This is a genomic window from Streptomyces caeni (genome assembly GCF_042678285.1).
GTDB classification, from domain to species: domain Bacteria; phylum Actinomycetota; class Actinomycetes; order Streptomycetales; family Streptomycetaceae; genus Streptomyces; species Streptomyces caeni.
This window is the reverse complement of the sequence record NZ_JBHUDX010000050.1, coordinates 18,080-38,555: the sequence shown is the minus strand read 5'-3', so window position 1 is coordinate 38,555 and position 20,476 is coordinate 18,080. Positions and strand designations below refer to the sequence as shown.

Annotated in this window: 10 protein-coding genes and 1 tRNA gene; 1 reads left to right on the top strand and 10 read right to left on the bottom strand. The window is 71.0% G+C overall.

The genetic code is table 11. The features are described 5' to 3' along the window. Positions 1–18: 18 nt before the first annotated feature. Positions 19–3,951: a DUF4365 domain-containing protein gene (locus ACFSL4_RS18470; RefSeq protein WP_381083924.1), complete on the top strand. Its 3,933-nt coding sequence runs from the start codon at positions 19–21 to the stop codon at positions 3,949–3,951. 241 nt (positions 3,952–4,192) lie between these two features. Here the strand turns inward: ACFSL4_RS18470 and ACFSL4_RS18465 are convergent, their stop codons facing one another. The 10 genes from ACFSL4_RS18465 to ACFSL4_RS18420 form a co-directional block, all read right to left on the bottom strand. Beyond that, the gene (locus ACFSL4_RS18465; protein ID WP_381083922.1) at positions 4,193–4,831 is read right to left on the bottom strand and encodes a hypothetical protein; all 639 of its coding nucleotides are present in this window, start codon (positions 4,829–4,831) and stop codon (positions 4,193–4,195) included. A gap of 321 nt (positions 4,832–5,152) precedes the next feature. Then, a tRNA-Thr gene (locus ACFSL4_RS18460) sits at positions 5,153–5,229 on the bottom strand. 141 nt (positions 5,230–5,370) lie between these two features. Further along, the gene (locus ACFSL4_RS18455; RefSeq protein WP_381083920.1) at positions 5,371–7,011 is read right to left on the bottom strand and encodes an alpha/beta hydrolase; all 1,641 of its coding nucleotides are present in this window, start codon (positions 7,009–7,011) and stop codon (positions 5,371–5,373) included. Positions 7,012–7,147: 136 nt separating this feature from the next. Continuing rightward, positions 7,148–8,353, bottom strand: a complete 1,206-nt coding sequence (locus ACFSL4_RS18450; RefSeq protein ID WP_381083918.1) for a DNA polymerase III subunit delta' — start codon at positions 8,351–8,353, stop codon at positions 7,148–7,150. A gap of 176 nt (positions 8,354–8,529) precedes the next feature. Then, positions 8,530–11,700, bottom strand: coding sequence for a dTMP kinase (gene tmk, locus ACFSL4_RS18445; protein WP_381083916.1), 3,171 nt, complete (start codon positions 11,698–11,700; stop codon positions 8,530–8,532). A 266-nt stretch (positions 11,701–11,966) separates the two neighbouring features. Continuing rightward, positions 11,967–14,801 (bottom strand): type I DNA topoisomerase, encoded by a 2,835-nt coding sequence (topA, locus tag ACFSL4_RS18440; protein WP_381083914.1) that lies wholly within the window; start codon positions 14,799–14,801, stop codon positions 11,967–11,969. Between the two features lie 259 nt (positions 14,802–15,060). Further along, the gene (locus tag ACFSL4_RS18435; RefSeq protein WP_381083912.1) at positions 15,061–15,258 is read right to left on the bottom strand and encodes a hypothetical protein; all 198 of its coding nucleotides are present in this window, start codon (positions 15,256–15,258) and stop codon (positions 15,061–15,063) included. Between the two features lie 466 nt (positions 15,259–15,724). Further along, a complete protein-coding gene (locus ACFSL4_RS18430) occupies positions 15,725–17,296 on the bottom strand; it encodes a DUF7059 domain-containing protein (protein ID WP_465269757.1) in 1,572 nt (523 codons plus the stop codon). 90 nt (positions 17,297–17,386) lie between these two features. Beyond that, entirely contained in the window at positions 17,387–17,989 is a 603-nt protein-coding gene (locus ACFSL4_RS18425) for a small secreted protein (protein ID WP_381083908.1), read from the bottom strand. Positions 17,990–18,206: 217 nt separating this feature from the next. Next, a partial coding sequence (locus ACFSL4_RS18420; RefSeq protein ID WP_381083906.1) for a sodium-translocating pyrophosphatase occupies positions 18,207–20,476 on the bottom strand: 2,270 nt, incomplete at its 5' end.

The following is a 20,476-nucleotide window of genomic DNA, read 5'->3' as shown; positions in this document are numbered from 1 at the left end:
TGTTGCCCGTACCCGGGAGTGTCAGTACCCCCGCCTAGGCTCAGCCGAGTAGTGCCTGACGGCATCCGTAAGCCGGGCGTGAGGAGCAACACCGTGACGACAGTCCGCCCGACTCATCTCGTCGATCGAGCCGGAGTCGCCAGGACGAGCTATCTCGTGACCACCCAGCTGGGGTGGTTGTTCCGGGAACAGGAGACCAGCGATGTCGGCGTCGATGCCCACCTCGAAGTCGTCACCGGCGCCAGCTTGGCCGCCAAGACCACCGGCGGCGCGACCGGCCGACTGCTCGCCGTGCAGATCAAGTCAGGGGAAAGCCAGTTCGCCACTGCTTCCGAGGGCGGATGGTGGTTTCCCTGCGACGCCGCTCATGTGGCGTACTGGGAGAACCACTCGCTTCCGGTCACGGTCATGCTGTTCGATCCGGAGACAGAACGCGTTCACTGGCAGCACGTCAACGCCGACACGCTCGTCTCCACTGGCAAGCACTACAAAGTCTTCGTCCCTGCCCACCAGCAGATCGACGACGCCAACGCCGAGGCACTGAGTTGCCCAGCCCAGCCCGAGCAGGGCGCCGATCCCCTCCAGGTGGCAGTCGACCGTCTCCCGAGCGATGCCCGCATCCGCCTGCTGCGCGATCACCGTGCCGACGCCGATTACGCCCTGCCCCTGGCACTGTTCCTTGCCGATGCCGACGACCCTGCCCGCGCCGTCACCGAACTCCTCACTCAACCGCCGAACTGGCTTGCCTGCCTTCAGCCCCGGCACGAGGAGGGTGCGTGGAAAGCGGTAGCCGCCTATGCCTGCGCACACGAACTCGGACTAATCGCCACCGATGCACTCGAGCGCGCTGCCGCCACGGCCCCCGACGACGGCCACCTGCTCGCACTCGCTGCAGTCACCGCCGTCGCGTATGCGCCCGACCGGGCCCGCATCCTGGCGGCAGCTGCGGAAGAAGCAGGTGCCACCCTGCTGGTGTCCGCGGCCCGGGCGCTGATCGACACTGGCGGGTATCACCCCGCGCATCTGCCGGACATCGTGGCGCGATCGCTCGCGGCGGGAGATCCCGCCGCTGCCAGAGACGTCAATGTCCTGCGGTTCGCAGCGTACTGCCACTTCGCAGGCGACCGGCACGACGACGGCGAGGACATGCTCGAAAGGGCCCTGCGCATCGCCCCAGATGAGCCGAGCCTGCAACTCGATCTTGCCCGGTGCCTGCTCCGTCGCAGCGCGACGGGAACAGCACGGCAGGCGTCCTTCGACACCGGCCGCGCCCAGCGCCTGGCCAATGCCGCGCGCGCCGGCTACCGCCGTTGGCACGGACCCAGCACCTCTGCCGCCGTCGTCCTGCTTGAAGCCCGGCTGATGGCTGAAGATGTCATCGCGGCCATCCATACCGCGATTGCCGAGCCGGAAGGCGAGGCACAAGAGCCGGAGACCACCTGCGAGCCGCTGCAGTTGGAAGCAGCGCGGTTGGCGTACAAAGCTGGTCGGCCCGATCTCGTGGAGACGATCGCCACGGGGCTGACCAGCGATGGCGCGAAGCTCCAGTTGGACGCATTTGCGGCCGATGCGGACCCTGGCAGCAGCCGCGAGAGCCGCATCGCGGCGTGGGAAGCGGCCGCTGTCAGCGCTACCGACGACGACCAACGGGGCATCGCAGCATTCGCCCTGTCCGGCCTCGGCGTTTGGCCGGTTCCATACCTCGACGAGGCCCGCGAGCGAGGTGTCATACCCGAAGCGATCTACCAGACGCGCCGGGCCGCGGCCGAAGCAGCCCAGGGTGCGACGGAGGCCGCAATCAGACGTCTGCGCGCATGGGAGAACAGCAGTGCCGTGGCCGCCATGGGACTCGTGGAGTTGTATGAGCGCGAAGGGCATCTCGTGCTGGCGGCCGAAGCCGCCGAGCGGGCAGGGCTGCGCTTCGGTGACACCCGCCCGAGGGTACTCGCGGTCGAGCTGTGGGACCGCTCCGGCGCAACGGAGCAGGCCCGCCTCAGGGCCCTGACCTTGCTGAGCCGACCGTTCCTGCCCACCAGTATGCGCCGTCACCTGCGCGGCCTGGCCGTCCAGTGGGCCAACGACCGGTCGGACTGGAGCGACATGGAAGAGCACGCTCTCGTCGGGCTGGCCGAAGCCGTGGGAATCGAACACATCACCGCGCTTGAGGGCGCCGCCGGTGTCCTTCCGCAGACCGCGCTCCCCTTCGCTTGGGCAGCGATCCGAGCTCAGCTCAACGGCCGCAACCCTGAGGCCGCGCGGGACACGCTCAACCGATTCGCGCCACAGATCCGCAACGCGGACGACGCACGGTCCTGGCTCATGCTGGTCGGCTGGTCCGGCTGGACAGAGACGCTGGCGGAGACAGCGATCGGCCTTGCCGAGCACTACCGCTCCGAGGATGCAGAATTGACAGGCGCCATCCTGGCCGGTCTGCTGTTCGCCACGGCTGAGCCGTCGCAGGACGACACGACGCCCTCGTGCACCGCGGTCAGCGAGGCGGAATCGCGCGCCACGGCGCGTCGACTGGTGCTGCCCGAAGCCCTCAGGATGAGGCTGCGGGCGCTGCTGGCCGATCCGCCAGCGAGTAAAGCCCTCACGATGGTGCCCGGCGACGCGGAAGACCTCGTGCGGCGCGTCGAGCAAGACCTCGGCCCCCGCGAGGCATTGCTCGATGCGGCCGCCGACGCTGTGCGCTGTGGAGCCGTCCCCATGGGAATGCTGGCATGGGCAGCAGGGCGCCCGGTCGCTCTCGCGTTCGCCCAGCGGGCTCCTGGCTTCATCCCCGCCTCGAGTATTAACGACACACACGTGGCCGCAGAGATCAAGGCCGTGCGCGACGCTCTGAACCGCACCGCCGTCCTGGACGTCAGCGCCCTGGCAGTTGTCTCGCTGATCTCTGACCGGTTCGACCAGCTACGAGCAGTCTTCGCCGCCACGCCCACCACAACGGCGGTCTATGACGACATCATCAGGACCCGGTACGCCCTCAACGAGATGCTGCTCTCGTCGGGACAACTCGGGGTGAGGGGCGGGCGCTTCACCATCTCCGAGTACTCCGACCAGGACAAGGAGCATCTGGCACATCAGGCCGCCGCCTTCTCCCAAATCATCCCGAGCTTGCGGCCAGTTGAAGTCCCGGACCTCGCCGGGATCCGTGGCCGCCTCTGCATTGCCAGCGCTCCCGACGAAGCGGACACTGCCTGGCTCTCGGCCGCACAGCACGCCCTCGACACAGATGCGGCCCTGTGGTGTGACGATGCGGCCCTGCGCGACCTGCTCATCCGCGCAGGCATCCCCACCTTCGGCACCGTCGCTCTCCTGCACGTACTCAAGGAGCTGAGCGCCTACCCTGAGTTCACTGACGAACGCCACAACCGAGATATCCACAGCCTGTTCAAGGCCTGTGTCGTGGACCTGCCGATTGCGTTGGCCGACATAGCGGAGGTGGCGGCCGCGAAGGGATGGCAGCCAGTCGGCGCCGCGATCCTGTTCGCTCGGCCCCAGCTATGGGCGATAGACGCATCGAGACCGCTGTGGGCAGAAGTTGCGGAGAAGGTATGGGACAACGCCCCAGACCAACTCGGTGGCTGGTTTGAAGTTGCGGCCGTCGGCGTGAGTACGTGGAGAGAGCCCGAAGCGGTGCCCCAGGCTGTCGTCCAGTTAGCCGCCGAGACTTTGGTCGCCATCGGGGTAGGACCGGACGTAGCAGACAGCCTGCTGTGTGCCCTCCCTGGCGCCATCGAATCATGCAGCCAGGCGGCGACCCGTCGGCGCAACCTGAGCAGGCAGCCGGTGGCCGCACCGCAGGTACCCGCCAGGAGCGTCCTTCCAGTCCTCCTCCGTCGCGCGGTGATAGGGCAGCTGACTAGCCATCACGGATTCGCAGGCGCTGCGGCCGTCGCCATCGTCAATGCTGCCCTGCCGCACCCCACTGACGCGGACGAAGCGTAGGTGAACCTGATGGCCCGCCCCGCCACCGCAATGAGCTTCCAGGTGCCGCGACAGAGATGCGACTACAAGCCGCGCGGCGAGGTACGCCACGGCTGCCGGTCGGCGAACTGGACTTCTGGGATACCTACACCGCCTGGCAAGGCAGACCCCCACCCTCGCTGACCTGCGGGATCAGCATCGCTGGTAGGTGATAGTCGTTGATGCCGAACCCCAAGCCGGCACCAGACGTACGATCTGCCGGTTATGCGCCCGCCCGAGAACGCAGCCGACGAGCCAGCGCTGCGTCGCCACGCATGACCGGCACGACCTCGACGTCTACCTCGTCCTGCTCGTGCACCTCCCCGCAAGGGCAGATGCTCCATCTCTCGGACTCGATCTTCGCTGCCACGGACTCGACCACCTGTGCCAGCTCGTCCAGCAGCCCGACGGGGACCTCGGTCTCCCCGTCGGCTCGGTCGACCGCGAGGGCCGCTCCAAGTTCAGTCACCAGGTCCATCGCCTGCTCCGCCTTACGGCCGTCGCCGTTCAGGCTCGCGTACTTGCCGGCCTGCGCCGCAGCCATGACGAGGCGCCCCAGAACACGTACCGCCGCCGAGACGGTGCGTGCATCCACCCTGACCGGACGCACAGCGTGAACCGCCTCCGCACCTTCGCGCGTCTGGTCCGAGGCTCTCACGATCGCGTCCGCCACGGTTTCCGAGGTGACCAGGTGGACCGCCTCCTCGGCGTCCATCCCCGTCTGCTGTGCGAGCATCTCGACCATGTGCGCTACGACGTCCCGTACCGCCACCGGCTCCACTTCCAGGCCACGCGTCAGCAGTACGGCGGTCGTCTCCGTCACCAACGCCTTGAACTTCACGGTGCTCTTCACATCCGACACGCGACCCAGCGTAGGAGGTAACCGCGCGCTCCCCCAACCATCAGCCCTTGTCGAGTGCCTACAAGGGAGGCACGGGCGGACAGCCGTCCCGAATCGCGGCCGCGCCACCACCCGTGCCATTCCCGCAGCCCTCGCCAACGTCAGCTGTTCGGCCACTCCTCGCCCCCCCGTTGCGGTGGCGCTGCGCCGTCTCCGTCCAAATGGCCACCCCTTGGCCACCCCTTGGATCTGGCGGCCTTCCGAAGGTCCCCACCACCTACCGGTAAAACGTAAAGGAAAAGAAAAAGACCCAGGTCAGATAGGGTCTGATCTGGGTCTCATTGGAGCCGCCTTCGGGATTCGAACCCGAGACCTACGCATTACGAGTGCGTTGCTCTGGCCATCTGAGCTAAGGCGGCGCGCTGCCGCACTATGGTGCGATCAGCAACGTCGGTAAGTCTACACAGTTTCCGGGGGTGCTCCGACCATGTCCCGGGACGGCCGGTCCCGCCCGGGGCGGGAGGGGCCGGGGCCGGCGGTGCCGGGGTGGGCCGGTGGTACTACGAGCAGCGCTTCCCCTTCGCCGGCAGGGTGCCCCGGAGCAGATACGCGTCGATCGCCGAGTCGATGCAGGTGCTGCCGCGGCCGTATGCCGTGTGCCCGTCGCCGTCGTAGGTGAGGAGCCTGCCCGCGGAGAGCTGTGAGGCGAGGGACCGTGCCCAGGCGTAGGGGGTCGCCGGGTCGCGGGTCGTGCCCACGACCACGATCGGCGCCGAGCCCTTGGCCTCGATGCGGTGCGGTCGGCCCGTCGCCTCCACCGGCCAGTAGGCGCAGTTCAGCGATGCCCAGGCCAGCCCTTCCCCGAACACCGGTGACTCCTTCTCGAACGTCGGGAGCGCGTCCCGTACCTCCTGCGGGTTCGAGAAGGCCGGCGGCAGGTCCAGGCAGTTCACGGCCGCGTTCGCGAACATCAGATTGGAGTACTGCCCGTTCGCGCCGCGCTCGTAGTAGGTGTCCGACAGGAGGAGCAGCCCGGCGCCGTCGCCCGTCTGCATCGCCGAGGTCAGCGCCTCGCGCAGCTGGGGCCAGGCCGCCTGGTCGTACATCGCCGCGATCACCCCCGTCGTGGCCAGGGCCTCGCCCAGCTTGCGGCCTCCCGAGTCGCCCGTAGGGAGGGGGGACGCGTCGAGCTTCCGGAAGAACGCCTTCAGCTTCCGGCCGGCCTTCTCGGGCGAGGTGCCGGGGACGCCCAGCGGGCAGCTGGTCTGCCGGAGGCAGTCCTTGACGAAGGACTGGAACGCCTCCTCGAAGCCCGCCGTCTGGCCCTCGTTGAGCTTGCGGGCCGACAGGGCCGGATCCATCGCACCGTCCAGCACCATCCGGCCGACCCGGTCCGGGAACAGCCCCGCATAGGTCGCCCCGAGGAACGTCCCGTACGACGCCCCCACATAGGTCAGCTTCCGGTCGCCCAGCACCGCCCGCAGGATGTCCATGTCGCGGGCCGCCTCGACCGTGGAGACATGGCGCAGCAGGGCCGGCGACTGGCGGCCGCAGCCCTCCGCGAACCGCTTGTACGCGTCGACCAGTGCGTTCCTCTCCTGCTGGTCGTCGGGGGTGATGTCGGTCTGCGTGTACGCGTCCATCTGGGGGCCGCTGAGGCACTTGACGGGCTCGCTGCGGGCCACACCGCGCGGGTCGACGGCGACCAGGTCGTAGCGGGCGCGGATCTCCGCCGGGTAGCCGGTGCCCGCGTACTGCTGCAGATAGCCCACCGCCGATCCCCCGGGCCCGCCCGGGTTCACCAGCAGGGAGCCGAGGCGCCTGCCCTGATCGGTGGCCTTCTTGCGGGCGAGGGCCAGTCGGACGGTGCCCGAGGCCGGGCGGCCGTAGTCGCGCGGCACCTTCATCGTGGCGCACTCGAAGCTTGGGACTCCGCATTCCCGCCAGGCCGGTTTCTGCGTGTAGTACGGGGTCAGCGCCGCCGGTGTGGACCGGGGCAGCGCGGCCAGTCCCGCCTGCGCCGTCGCCGTCGTCGAGCCCCCGTGCGAGCAGGCCGAGACCAGCAGCCCTGCAGCGGCGAGCAGGGCGCCGCTCGCCCGCAGCAAGCGCGGCGGGCGGAGCGGGGTAAGGGAGAACGCGGAAGAGGGGAAGCGGCTCCGGCGGGGGCGGCGGGACGGTCCGGGGGTGGGCCTGGTGTGCATTGTGTGAGCGTAACGCTATGCGATGCGTTACTCACCTTCAGTGGCGAAGGTGCCTCGTACGAGTGACGGAGCCGGTCCACCGCCAGGCGTGTCACCCGGTCGTCCCGCCAACGTCGTCCGGTCAGCCGTCGTCCGGTCAGCCGGTCCGCAGCGCCATCGTCATGGCTTCCACCGCCAGCAGCGGTGCCACATTGCGGTCCAGGGCCTCGCGGCACGCGGCGATCGCCTCGATGCGGCGCAGCGTGGATTCCGGCGCGCTGCCGCGGGCCAGACGCTCCAGGGCGTCTTCCACGTCCGTGTTGGCCAGGGCGATACGGGAGCCGAGCTGGAGCGCCAGCACGTCGCGGTAGAAGCCCGTCAGGTCGGTGAGGGCCTGGTCGAGACTGTCGCGCTGGGTACGCGTTCTGCGGCGCTTCTGCCTGTCCTCCAGCTCCTTCATCACGCCTGCGGTGCCGCGCGGCATGCGCCCTCCCTGCGCCGCCCCGAGTGCCGCCTTCAGCTCCTCGGTCTCCTTGGCATCGACCTCCTCCGCGAGTTGCTTGGAGTCCTCGGTGGCCGCGTCGACCAGCTCCTGGGCGGCCCTGAGGCAGCCGCCGATGTCCTCGATCCGGAGCGGAAGCTTCAGCACGGCGGCCCGGCGCTCACGGGCACGCTCGTCCGTGGCGAGACGGCGGGCGCGGTCGATGTGGCCCTGGGTGGCGCGGGCGGCGGCGGCCGCGATCCCGGGCTCGATACCGTCGCGGCGTACGAGCATGTCCGCGACGGCCTCAACGGACGGCGTGCTCAGGTTCAGATGGCGGCAGCGGGAGCGGATCGTCGGCAGGACGTCCTCCAGCGAGGGGGCGCACAGCAGCCAGACGGTACGGGGAGCGGGCTCCTCCACGGCCTTGAGGACCGCGTTGGCCGACTTCTCGTTCAGCCGCTCGGCATCCTCGACGATGATCACCTGCCAGCGGCCGTTCGCCGGCGACGTGAACGACTTGCGGACGGTGTCGCGCATGTCCTCGGCGAGGATCTGTGTGCCCACGGCGGCCACCGTGGTGACGTCCGCGTGCGTGCCGACCAGCGCGGTGTGGCAGCCGTCGCAGAAGCCGCAGCCCGGGGAGCCGCCGAGGGCGCGGTCGGGGCTCACGCACTGGAGCGCGGCGGCGAACGCCCGTGCCGCCTGTGTCCGCCCCGCGCCGGGCGGACCCGTGAACAGCCAGGCGTGGGTCATCTTCGACGTCTCGGGCGGCGGTGCGTCGGCGGCGGCCGCGGTGACCAAGGCATCGGCGTCACGCGCGGCCGCGCCGAGCTGCTCGCTCACCCTCTCCTGACCGACCAGGTCGTCCCACACGCTCACGGGACACCGCCTTTCGTCGCGCTTCGCCCCTCCGCGGTCCATTGTGCGGGTCACCACCGACAACGGGTCACCACCGGCGACGGAACCGGGCGCCCGCGCCCCACCGAAGTCACGGCTGCACCAGGGCGCCGACACCGCGGAGCGGGCGCGCCGCCGACCGGGCGGCGCCGTCCGTCTCAGCGCCGCCGACCGGACCCGCGGCCCTCGTCCCAGTACCCGTCGTCCTCGTCGTCGCGCGGGCCGAGCAGTTCGTCGGCCAGGGTCGGCAGGTCGTCCAACGGGGTCTCCTCGGCCCAGTCCGGCCGGGGACGGCTGCGCGGGCGGCCCTGCGGGTCCATCCGGGGCAGCTCGCGCGTGCGGTCCTCGGCACCGTCGGGCCGCGGCGCCGGGCGCTCGTCGCGGAAGAAGCCCGGCGGCACCCGGTCCGCCGGATCACCGGCGCCGCCGTCCCGTACTGGCGGCAGCACGGCCGTCTCGTCGGCCGTCGGCTGCCGCTCGGACGGCCTGGGGAGCTTCGCCGTGGTCTCCGACTCGGACTCCCCCACCCGCACGGGCGGCAGCACGGCCGTCTCGTCCACCGGACCGCCCGTCGCATTCGACGGCGTCACCAGCGGCGTGGGGACCGTGGTCTCGTTGTCCGGCGAGGAGCCGGACGAGGCGGAGCTCCCGGACCCGCCCCCCACAAGACCGGTGGCGCCCGTGCCCGCCGAGCCGTCCGTACCCGAGGCCGGCACGGTGGCCGACGCCGCCGCCTGGGCCGCGGCCCTGCGTGCTTCCTCGGCCCGCAGCAGTGCCTCCTCGGCCTTGCGCTGCTTCTCCAGGCGACGCGCCTCGGCCTCGGCCCGCAGCCGGGCCTCCTCCTCGGCCTGCCTGCGCCGCCGCTCCTCCTCGGCCTTGCGGCGTGCCTCCTCGGCCGCGCGTGCCTGCTCCTCCGCGAGGAGCCGCACCCGCTCCTCCTCGGCGCGACGGCGGGCCTCCTCGGCCCGCTGCCGGGCCTCCTCCGCCTGCCGCTCGGCCTCGCGGCGCTGTGCCTCCTCCAGCTCGCGCTGCTTGCGCTCCTCCTCCTCGGCACGCAGCCTGGCGAGCTGCTCCTGGCGCTCGCGCTCCAGCCGCTCCTCCTCGGCCCTGCGCGCGGCCTCTTCCTCCGCCTTGCGCCGCGCCTCCTCCTCGGCCTTCCGGCGCGCCTCCTCCTGGGCCTTCACCTCGGCCTCGGAGAGCGGCAGCATCTGGTCGAGCCGGTGGCGGATCACGGTCGTGACCGCTTCGGGCTCCTGGGCGGCGTCGACGACCAGATAGCGTCCGGCGTCGGCGGCGGCCAGTGTGAGGAAACCGGAGCGCACGCGCGCGTGGAACTCGGCCGGCTCCGACTCCAGCCGGTCCGGCGCCTCCGTGAACCGCTCGCGCGCGGTCTCCGGCGCGACGTCCAGCAGGACCGTCAGGTGCGGCACGAGACCGTTGGTCGCCCACCGGTTGATCCGGGCGATCTCGGTCGGGGACAGGTCGCGGCCCGCGCCCTGGTAGGCCACGGACGAGTCGATGTACCGGTCCGAGATCACCACCGCGCCCCGCTCCAGCGCCGGCCGCACCACGGTGTCCACGTGCTCCGCGCGGTCCGCCGCGTACAACAGCGCCTCCGCGCGGTGCGACAGCCCGGCGCTGGAGACGTCCAGCAGGATCGACCGCAGCCGCTTGCCGACCGGTGTCGCGCCCGGCTCGCGGGTCAGCACGACCTCGTGGCCCTTGGCCCGGATCCACTCGGCGAGTGCCTCGGCCTGGGTGGACTTCCCGGCTCCGTCGCCGCCCTCCAGGGCGACGAAGAAGCCGTTCGCCGCGGGCACCTGCACCGGGTCGTCACCGCCACGCAGCGCGTCCCGCAAATCGTGCCGCAGCGGCACCCCGGAGCGGTCGTCCACCTTGGCGAGGACCAGCGCGGCCACGGGCAGCAGCAGCGCGCCGACCAGCATCAGCGTGAAGGCGGCGCCCCCGTGCGCGAACACGAACTTGCCGTTCTCCAGCCGGTGCGGCCCGATCCCCCCGGCCACGACCGGTGCCACCAGCGCCCCGAGGACGACGAAGACCCGGACGACCGCGTGCAGGTGGTCGGTCGTCCGCGCCCGCCGGTTGTCCTCGGCCTCCTGGTCGAGCAGCGTGTGCCCGGTGTTCGCGGCGATGCCCGCTCCGACGCCGGCGAGCGCCCCGATCAGCAGCACGCTGGTGACGTCCGGATCGAGACCGCAGGCGAGCAGCGCGATCCCGGTGAAGGCGATCGCGAGCGCGAGCAGCCGGCGCCGCGACAACGAGGGGAGCACGCCGGGCGCCGTACGGATGCCGACGGCCGTGCCGCCGGTCAGCGCGAGGACCAGCAGGCCGTACGTCACCGGGCCGCCGCCGAGGTCCCTGGCGTGCAGAGCCGTGACGGCCACGGCGGCGGAGATCGCCCCGGCGACGGCCGCGCAGGCGAGCACCAGGAGAGGGATCGCTCCCGTGCGGCCCTTGTCGACGGCCCCGCCCGTCTTGGGCCGGCGCAGGCCCTCCAGCGGCGACCGCGCGCGGGGTGTGCGGGTGCCGGGCAGTTCGAGGAAGGTGACCACCGCGAGGGAGGCGGCGAACAGCCCGGCCGCGACGTACGAGGCGAGGGCCGCCTGGTGCTGGGCGAACCAGGCGATGCCCGTGCCCAGCAGGTTGTTCAGGAGGGAGGCGGCGATCAGCCCGGCGGCGGCCAGCGGGACCGCCGCGAAACCCGTACGCAGCGACAGCCGCCGCAGTGCGTCCAGGTGGTCCGGGAGCGGGCGCACCGTGGCGCCTTCCAGGGGCGGCGCGGGCAGCAGGGCGGGCGCCGCGCCCTCGCGGCACACCGTCCAGAAGCGCTCGGCGACGCCGGTCACGAAGGCGGTCACCAGCAGGGCCGCGAGCGCGTCGGCCGGAGTCCAGTCGATCCACAGGGGGGCGACGATCAGCAGGGCGGCCCTCAGCGCGTCGGCGCCGACCATGGTCCAGCGGCGGTCGAGCGGCCCGTCCTGGGAGGTCAGCGCGTTGAGCGGGCCGAGGAGGACGGCCCCGAAGAGCAGGGTCGCCAGGACACGTGCGCCGAAGACGGTCGCGATCGCGAAGCCCACACCGCGGTAGCCCCCGCCGAAGGAGCCCTCGGCGATGGCGGCCTGGAGGGCGAGCACGACCAGGACGAGCAGGGCGAGGGCGTCGCCGACGCCGCCGATGAGCTGGGCACTCCACAGCCGTTTCAGTTGCGGTCGGCGCAGCAGGGCGCGGACCGCGCGCTCGCGGGAGTCTGCGACCAGGGCGTCGTCGGGGGCCGGGATGTTCGCCGTCGGCTGCTCGGCTCGCGTCATGCGTTCAGCCTATCGGGAGCCGCCGACAGCCCGAGGCTACCAACCGAACGTGCGCACGCCGTGACACCAAACTGATGCCGGTGCGTGCGTTTCGCGCACACATCGGGAAGAGAAGACCGGTCGAGGCGTGCGTCCGAGGGCCCAGGTGCCGTCTGTCCTGCTCCAAGCCACCCAGCCGCCATCCACCGCAGCCGCCGGTCGCCCCGCCCGGACCCTCAGGAGTCCCGACCGCCCAGGAGCCCCGACCGCTCAGGAGCCCCGACTGCTCAGGACTCGACCGACGCCTTCGACGCCGCCGTCTTCGCGGCAGCGGTCTTCTTGGCGGGCGCCTTCTTCGCGGTGGTCTTCTTCGCGGTGGTCTTCTTCGCGGCCGCCTTCTTCGCCGTCGACGCCGTCTTCTTGGCCGGCGCCTTCTTCGCTGCAGCCTTCTTGGCCGTCTTCTTGGCAGGCCCCTTGGCGCGCTTCTCCGCGAGCAGTTCGAAGCCGCGCTCCGAAGTGATCGTCTCGACGCTGTCGCCGGACCGCAGCGTCGCGTTGGTCTCGCCGTCGGTGACGTACGGGCCGAAGCGGCCGTCCTTGACGACGACCGGCTTCCCGCTGACCGGGTCCTCGCCCAGTTCCTTCAGCGGCGGCTTGGCGGCGGCTCGGCCACGCTGCTTGGGCTGCGCGTAGATCGCCTGCGCCTCCTCCAGCGTGATCGTGAAGATCTGGTCCTCCGACTGCAGCGACCGCGAGTCCGTGCCCTTCTTCAGGTACGGCCCGTAGCGCCCGTTCTGCGCGGTGATCTCCACGCCGTCCGCGTCCGTGCCGACGACCCGGGGCAGGGACATCAGCCTGAGGGCGTCGTCGAGGGTCACCGTATCCAGGGACATCGACTTCAGCAGCGAGGCCGTGCGCGGCTTGACGGCGTTCTTGCCCGTCTTGGGGGTGCCCTCGGGCAGGATCTCCGTGACGTACGGGCCGTAGCGGCCGTCCTTGGCGACGATCGGGCGGCCGGTTCCCGGATCGGTGCCCAGCGGGCGCTCGCCGCTCGGCTTGGCGAGCAGTTCCTCGGCCAGCTCGACGGACAGCTCGTCCGGGGCCAGGTCGGCCGGGATGTCGGCGCGCTGGTGCTGCTCGGAGTCCTTCTCGCCGCGCTCGATGTACGGGCCGTAGCGGCCGACCCGCAGCACGATGCCGTCTCCGACGGGGAACGAGGACACTTCGCGCGCGTCGATCGCGCCCAGGTCGGTCACGAGGTCCTTCAGGCCGCCGAGGTGGTCCCCGTCGCCGTTGCCGGCGTCGGCCGCCCCGCCGTTGCCCGTGCCCTCGCCGAAGTAGAACCTCTTCAGCCACGGCACGGCCTGTGCCTCGCCTCGGGCGATGCGGTCGAGGTCGTCCTCCATCTTGGCGGTGAAGTCGTAGTCGACCAGCCGCCCGAAGTGCTTCTCCAGGAGGTTGACCACGGCGAAGGACAGGAAGGACGGCACCAGGGCCGTGCCCTTCTTGAACACGTATCCGCGGTCGAGGATCGTGCCGATGATCGACGCGTACGTCGACGGGCGGCCGATCTCGCGCTCCTCCAGCTCCTTGACCAGCGACGCCTCGGTGTAGCGGGCAGGGGGCTTGGTCGCGTGGCCGTCGGCGGTGATCTCCTCGGCGGTCAGCGCGTCGCCCTCGGTGACCTGCGGCAGCCGGCGCTCGCGGTCGTCCAGCTCGGCGTTCGGATCGTCGGCGCCCTCGACGTACGCCTTCAGGAAGCCGTGGAAGGTGATCGTCTTGCCGGACGCGCTGAACTCGGCGTCCCGGCCGTCGGCGGCGGTGCCACCGATCCGGACCGTGACCGAGTTCCCGGTCGCGTCCTTCATCTGGGAGGCGACGGTCCGCTTCCAGATCAGTTCGTAGAGCCTGAACTGGTCGCCGGTCAGCCCCGTCTCGGCGGGGGTGCGGAAACGGTCGCCCGAGGGCCGGATCGCCTCGTGCGCCTCCTGCGCGTTCTTGACCTTGGCGGCGTACGTGCGCGGCTGCTGCGGCAGGTAGTCGGCGCCGTACAGCTGCGTGACCTGGGCGCGGGCGGCGGTGATCGCCGTGTCCGAGAGCGTCGTGGAGTCCGTACGCATGTACGTGATGAAGCCGTTCTCGTACAGCTTCTGCGCGATCTGCATGGTGGCCTTCGCGCCGAAGCCGAGCTTGCGGCTGGCCTCCTGCTGCAGCGTCGTCGTACGGAACGGGGCGTACGGCGAGCGGCGGTACGGCTTGGACTCGACCGAACGGACCGCGAACCGCGTGTTCTCCAGGGCTGCAGCCAGTGCCCGGGCGTCCGCCTCGTCGAGGTGGAGCGTGTTCGCGCTCTTCAGCCGGCCCAGCGAGTCGAAGTCACGGCCCTGGGCGACGCGCTTGCCGTCGACCGTCGCAAGCCGTGCCACCAGGGACGACGGGTCGGACGGATCGCCGGCGCGGCCGGTGCCGAAGGTGCCGGTGAGGTCCCAGTACTCGGCGGAGCGGAACGCCATGCGCTCCCGCTCCCGCTCCACGACCAGGCGGGTGGCCACGGACTGGACGCGGCCCGCCGACAGCCGCGGCATGACCTTCTTCCACAGGACCGGCGAGACCTCGTAGCCGTAGAGGCGGTCGAGGATGCGCCGGGTCTCCTGGGCGTCGACCAGCCTCTGGTTCAGCTCGCGCGGATTGCGCACGGCCTGCTGGATCGCGTCCTTGGTGATCTCGTGGAAGACCATCCGCTTGACCGGGACCTTGGGCTTGAGCACCTCCTGGAGGTGCCACGCGATGGCCTCGCCCTCGCGGTCCTCATCGGTGGCGAGGAAGAGCTCGTCGGAGTCCCGCAGCAGGTCCTTGAGCTTCTTGACCTGCGCCTTCTTGTCGGCGTTGACGACGTAGACCGGCTGGAAGTCGTGCTCGACGTCCACGCCGAGGCGACGGACCTCGCCGGTGTACTTCTCGGGGACCTCCGCGGCGCCGCTCGGAAGGTCGCGGATGTGCCCGACGCTCGCCTCGACGGTGTAGCCGGGGCCGAGATAGCCCTTGATCGTCTTCGCCTTGGCAGGCGACTCGACGATGACGAGTCGGCGGCCGCCCTGTGCGGTCTCGCTGGTCGGGGACAACTTCGCTCTTCTCTCCGGTCGACGCTCTGGGGCCTCCCCAGGTCTTCTTCCCGGGGGCGGGTCATGGTGACGCTGCGGAGTGTGACGGTACAGCCCGCCCCCGTGTCAAACGGGAAAAGCCCGCAACGGCCACTCGAACGGTAACCCGACTACCGGTATTCCTGCCGCCCGGAGTGGCCACCTGCTCTTCGGGCCCTATCCGGAGGGTGATCTCTCAGTTACCGGAGCCTCGACCGCCGGGCGGTCGCGAACCATGACGTCACAGGCGTGTGAAGCACCATGCGGAGAGTACGAGCGCGGCCACCGCGGCGAGGCTCGCGACGGCGGCAGATGCGGCGCGGCTCACACCCTCGGCCACCGGCTCGCGGCGGTGCAGCCGCGTCGCGGTCCACATCAGCACGGCACCACCGAACAGGGCGAACACCGTACCCGCGAAGATCGCCGGTCCGCTCTCCATGCTCCTGCTCCTCCCCGGCCTGGACCGCCGGACCGCTCGGACGGCCCGGAGACGGGAGGCTGGCACACGCGGGAGACCGGAGCGCGAACCCGGGGTGAACGCCGGGCGGACGAACCTCCCCGGCGTCGCGTGCGCCCGGGCCGGCCCAGGCGCCGGGCGGCCGGAACGGGGGCGCGTTCGCCCGGGTCGGGCCGAAGCCCGCACATCGTCTCGAACCCATCCCCAGTCCGTCGGTGTGCCGTCGGCACCCTTCGCACGTGTTCTTCGCACGTGCCCTTCGCAGGTGATCGCCAGGCGTCTCCTCGGCGGGGCAGCGCGCATCGCCTGCGGGACCGCGCATCGCCTGCGGGACCGCGCGACCGCACCCGCGGGATCATGCGGCGGCACCCGCGGGGTCATACGGCGAACCCGCGGGACCGCGTCGGCGGCCGGCGAGCCCACGCCCGCAGCGCTGCCGGACGCCCCGTCACGGCGCGGGTTCGAGGAAGCCCTGCCCGACCAGCAGCCGGATCTGCGCGGGCGTCCGGTCGCGCAGCAACACCGGGTCCTCGCCGACCAGTTGCGCGATGGCGTCGAGGATCCGCCCCGCGCTCAGCGTGCCATCGCAGACGCCGGCGAAGCCCGCGCCCACGGTGTCCACCCTCGTGGCGCGGCGCATCCCGCGGTTCTGACGCAGCACCACATACTCCGGGTCCTCGGCGCCGGGCAGCCCGACCTGCTCCTGGACGACTTCGGCGGCCAGCCTGAAGTGCCCGGCGAGGAGGGCGGCGTCGTCGTGCTCCCGCAGGTACGCGAGGCGCTCGAAGTGGGCGAGCACGGTGTCGCCGAGTGGCTGCTCGACCGGGTGCGGCCACTCCTCGACGGTGATCGAGGGCTCGGCGGCGTCCGTCCTGCGCAGCGTGATCCAGCCGAAGCCGACGCCCTGCACCTTGCGCGCCTCGAACTCGTCGAGCCATGCGTCGTACCGGGCCTGGTACTCGGCCGTGTCCCCTCGGTGGTCGCCCGAGTCCCGCAGCCACAACTCGGCGTACTGCATGACGTCCTGGACACCGCGCTGCACGATCCAGGCGTCACAGCCGCCCGGCACCCACGCGCGCAGCCGGTCCTGCCAGTCCTCCCCTTCCACGTGCTGCCAGTTGGCGAGGAACTGCGCGAACCCGCCCGGGTTCAGCCGTGCCCCCGCCTGCTGAACGAGCGTGCGGCACAGATCGTCCCCGCCCATGCCGCCGTCGCGGTAGGTGAGGCGGGCGCCGGGGGAGATCACGAAGGGCGGGTTCGACACGATCAGGTCGTACCTCTCGTCGTCCCGGATCGGCTGGAAGAGGGAGCCCTGGCGGAGGTCCGCGGCCGGGGCGCCGGACAGCGCGAGCGTGAGCGCGGCGATGTGCAGGGCGCGGGGGTTGACGTCGGTCGCGGTCACGCGCGTGGCGTGCCGTGCGGCGTGCAGCGCCTGGATCCCGGATCCGGTGCCGATATCGAGGGCGGCGCCGACAGGGGTCCGTACGGTGACGCCGGCGAGGGTGGTGGAGGCGCCGCCGACGCCCAGGACGACCGTCTCCTCGCGGCTGCCGACGCCGCCCGGCCGTGGCCCGTCACCGCCCCTGCGACGAGCGCCGGCGCGCACACCTCCTGATCCGCCGACCGCACAGCCGAGGTCGGAGACGATGAACCAGTCCTCGCCGTCGGGTCCGCCGTACGGCCGGACGTCCACGGTCGCGGCCACCTCGTCGCTCCCGGCCGGGACCAGCCAGCCGGTCTCCAGGCATGCGTCGGCGGGCAGGACGCCCGCCACGCGCGCGTGCGGCACGGGTTGCTGCAGCAGGAACAGCCGTACCAGCACCTCCAGCGGTGTGTCCCCGCGTGTCGCCCGGAGCGCGGGCACGGTCTCACTCCGGGCGAGTGCCGCGTACGCGGGCGCGCCGAGCAGTTCGAGCAGCCCATCGGCGGTGAAGGAGGCCGCGAGGAGGGCGTCCCTCAGCCGTGCGGTGACGTCGGGGCGGTCGGTGGAGGGCAGGGTGGCGAGGCCGGAGTTACTCACGTCGCCCATTCTGGCCCCGGGCGGCCCGTCTCCGGACGTTTTACCGCCGCGGGCAGCCGCCCCGCGAGCCGGTGCGCCCGGGTCCGCCGCTCAGCCGGAGGCCGCCGGGGCCGAAGCCGACGCGGACGCGGACTTGCAGCTCTCCTGCTGCGCCATGGCCTTGCCGACGTCGCCCTCCTCCAGCTGCTTCAGCGCATCGCTTCCGCTCTGGCTGAGCTTGTCCAGCTGTGTGGCGATCCCCTTGAGCCCGTCGGCGAACTTTCCTTGGTCCTTGGTGTCGAGCCCGTCCACCTGTTTCTTCAGGTCCGCGTACGCCGCGGAGATGCCGTCGAGCTCCTTGACCGCATTCTTCTGCTTCGTCGCGCCGCCGTCGACGTCCGGGGCACCCGCCGTGTCGACGGCGGCGCCGATCGCCTTGTAGGCGTCGGACATGTCCTGGAAGGCCTGGGAGTCGGTCTTCTGGACCTGCTCCGGGGTGCTGTTGTCCGAGGTCTGCTTCTGGATCGCGGTGCTGGCACCCGCGATCTTCCTGGCCTGCGGCTGCACCGCGTCGCAGACCTGCTTGGCCCAGGATCCCAGCTTGTCGTCGGTCGCGCTGCTGTTGCTGGTGCACGCCGACAGCGCCAGTACCAGTACCGCACCGCCGGACACTGCGGCCGCGAGCTTCTTGTTCACCGGATTGGTCCCTTCCATGGCTCTCTCGGCCCCGGAACATACACGCCAACCGGACGGCGACCCCATATCGAATGTCGTTTATGACCACTATGTAAGTGTTTGCTCCGTGCGAGAGAAGCCTCACGAAGGGGGCGTGAACGCAACAGGGCGGGCGCACGGCGTCTTGACGATCGCCGTACGCCCGCCCGTTTGCCGGCCCCTGACCAGGCCGGAAGAGCGGGTGCCGTGGAACCGGCTACGAAACCACCGCCGGATCGGCCGGCTTGGCCACCCTCTCGGCGTTGTCTTCGTCACCCACGGCGATTCCGCGCCGCTTGGAGACGTAGACGGCGCCCACGATCACGACGAGCGCGAGCAGCGAGATCAGGATCCGCACACCGAGGCTCTTGTCACTGCCGTACGAGAACTTGATCACCGCGGGCGCGATGAGCAGCGACACCAGGTTCATCACCTTCAGCAGCGGGTTGATCGCCGGGCCGGCGGTGTCCTTGAAGGGATCACCGACCGTGTCGCCGATCACCGTGGCGGCGTGCGCCTCGCTGCCCTTGCCGCCGTGGTGACCGTCCTCGACCAGCTTCTTGGCGTTGTCCCAGGCACCTCCGGAGTTGGCGAGGAAGACCGCCATCAGCGTGCCGGCCCCGATGGCGCCCGCGAGGTAGGCGCCGAGCGCTCCCACGCCGAGTGTGAAGCCGATGAAGATGGGCGCCATGACGGCGAGCAGACCGGGCGTGGCCAGCTCTCTCAGGGCGTCCTTGGTACAGATGTCGACGACCCTGCCGTACTCGGGCTTCTCCGTGTAGTCCATGATCCCGGGCCGCTCGCGGAACTGCCGCCGCACCTCGTAGACCACCGCGCCCGCCGCCCTGGAGACCGCGTTGATCGCCAGCCCCGAGAAGAGGAAGACGACCGCCGCGCCCGCGATCAGGCCGACCAGGTTGTTCGGCTGCGAGATGTCCATGACCAGCGTCATCGGTCCGCCGCCGCCGACCTTCTCGCCCACGTCCTGTGCGGCCGTGGTGATCGCGTCGCGGTACGAGCCGAAGAGCGCCGAGGCCGCGAGGACGGCCGTGGCGATGGCGATGCCCTTGGTGATCGCCTTCGTGGTGTTGCCCACGGCGTCCAGATCGGTGAGCACCTGCGCACCCGAGCCCACGACGTCGCCGGACATCTCGGCGATGCCCTGCGCGTTGTCGGAGACGGGGCCGAAGGTGTCCATGGCGACGATCACACCGACCGTGGTGAGCAGGCCCGTACCGGCCAGCGCCACCGCGAACAGCGCGAGCATGATCGACGTACCGCCGAGCAGGAACGCCCCGTACACGCCGAGCCCGATCAGCAGCGCGGTGTAGACGGCCGATTCGAGACCGACGGAGATACCGGCGAGGATCACGGTGGCCGGCCCGGTCAGCGAGGTCTTGCCGATGTCCCGCACCGGACGGCGGGTGGTCTCGGTGAAGTAGCCGGTCAGCTGCTGGATCAGGGCGGCGAGCACGATGCCGATGGCCACGGCGACGACCGCGAGGATCCGTGGATCGCCGTCCTTGGCCCGGATCGCCGCGTCGGAGACACCCTTGAGGTCGGCGTACGACGACGGCAGATAGGCGAAGACCGCCACGGCGACCAGCGCCAGCGAGATCAGCGCGGAGATGAAGAACCCGCGGTTGATCGCGGACATGCCGCTGCGGTCGGCGCGGCGCGGGGCCACGGCGAAGATGCCGATCATCGCGGTCACGACCCCGATGGCGGGCACGATCAGCGGGAACGCCAGTCCGGAATCGCCGAACGCCGCCTTGCCGAGGATCAGCGCGGCGACGAGCGTCACCGCGTACGACTCGAAGAGGTCGGCCGCCATGCCCGCGCAGTCGCCGACGTTGTCGCCCACGTTGTCGGCGATGGTCGCGGCATTGCGCGGGTCGTCCTCCGGAATGCCCTGCTCGACCTTGCCGACCAGGTCGGCGCCGACGTCGGCGGCCTTGGTGAAGATGCCGCCGCCGACACGCATGAACATGGCGATCAGCGCCGCACCGAGACCGAAGCCCTCCAGGACCTTCGGGGCGTTCGCCGCGTACACCAGCACCACACAGGAGGCGCCCAGCAGACCGAGCCCCACTGTGAACATGCCGACGACACCGCCCGTGCGGAACGCGATCTTCATGGCCTTGTGCGAGACGGCGGTGAGATCCTTTTCCGGCTCGCCTTCCGCCGGGGTCGCCTCGCGTGCCGCCGCGGCAACCCGCACATTGCTTCGTACGGCGAGCCACATGCCGATGTATCCGGTGGCCGCCGAGAACGCCGCACCGATCAGGAAGAACACCGACCGTCCGGCGCGCTGATTCCAGTCGTCCGCGGGCAGCAGCATGAGCAGGAAGAACACGATCACCGCGAATACGCCGAGCGTGCGCAGTTGCCGGGCCAGATACGCGTTCGCGCCCTCCTGGACCGCCGCCGCGATCTTCTTCATGCTGTCGGTGCCCTCGCCGGCCGCGAGCACCTGCCGTACAAGAA

Coding starts and splice junctions, on each gene's coding strand:
- ACFSL4_RS18455 (WP_381083920.1), bottom strand. CDS start 7,011: ATGCACACCAGGCCCACCCCCGGACCGTCCCGCCGCCCCCGCCGGAGC.
- tmk (WP_381083916.1), bottom strand. CDS start 11,700: ATGACGCGAGCCGAGCAGCCGACGGCGAACATCCCGGCCCCCGACGAC.
- ACFSL4_RS18435 (WP_381083912.1), bottom strand. CDS start 15,258: ATGGAGAGCGGACCGGCGATCTTCGCGGGTACGGTGTTCGCCCTGTTC.
- ACFSL4_RS18425 (WP_381083908.1), bottom strand. CDS start 17,989: ATGGAAGGGACCAATCCGGTGAACAAGAAGCTCGCGGCCGCAGTGTCC.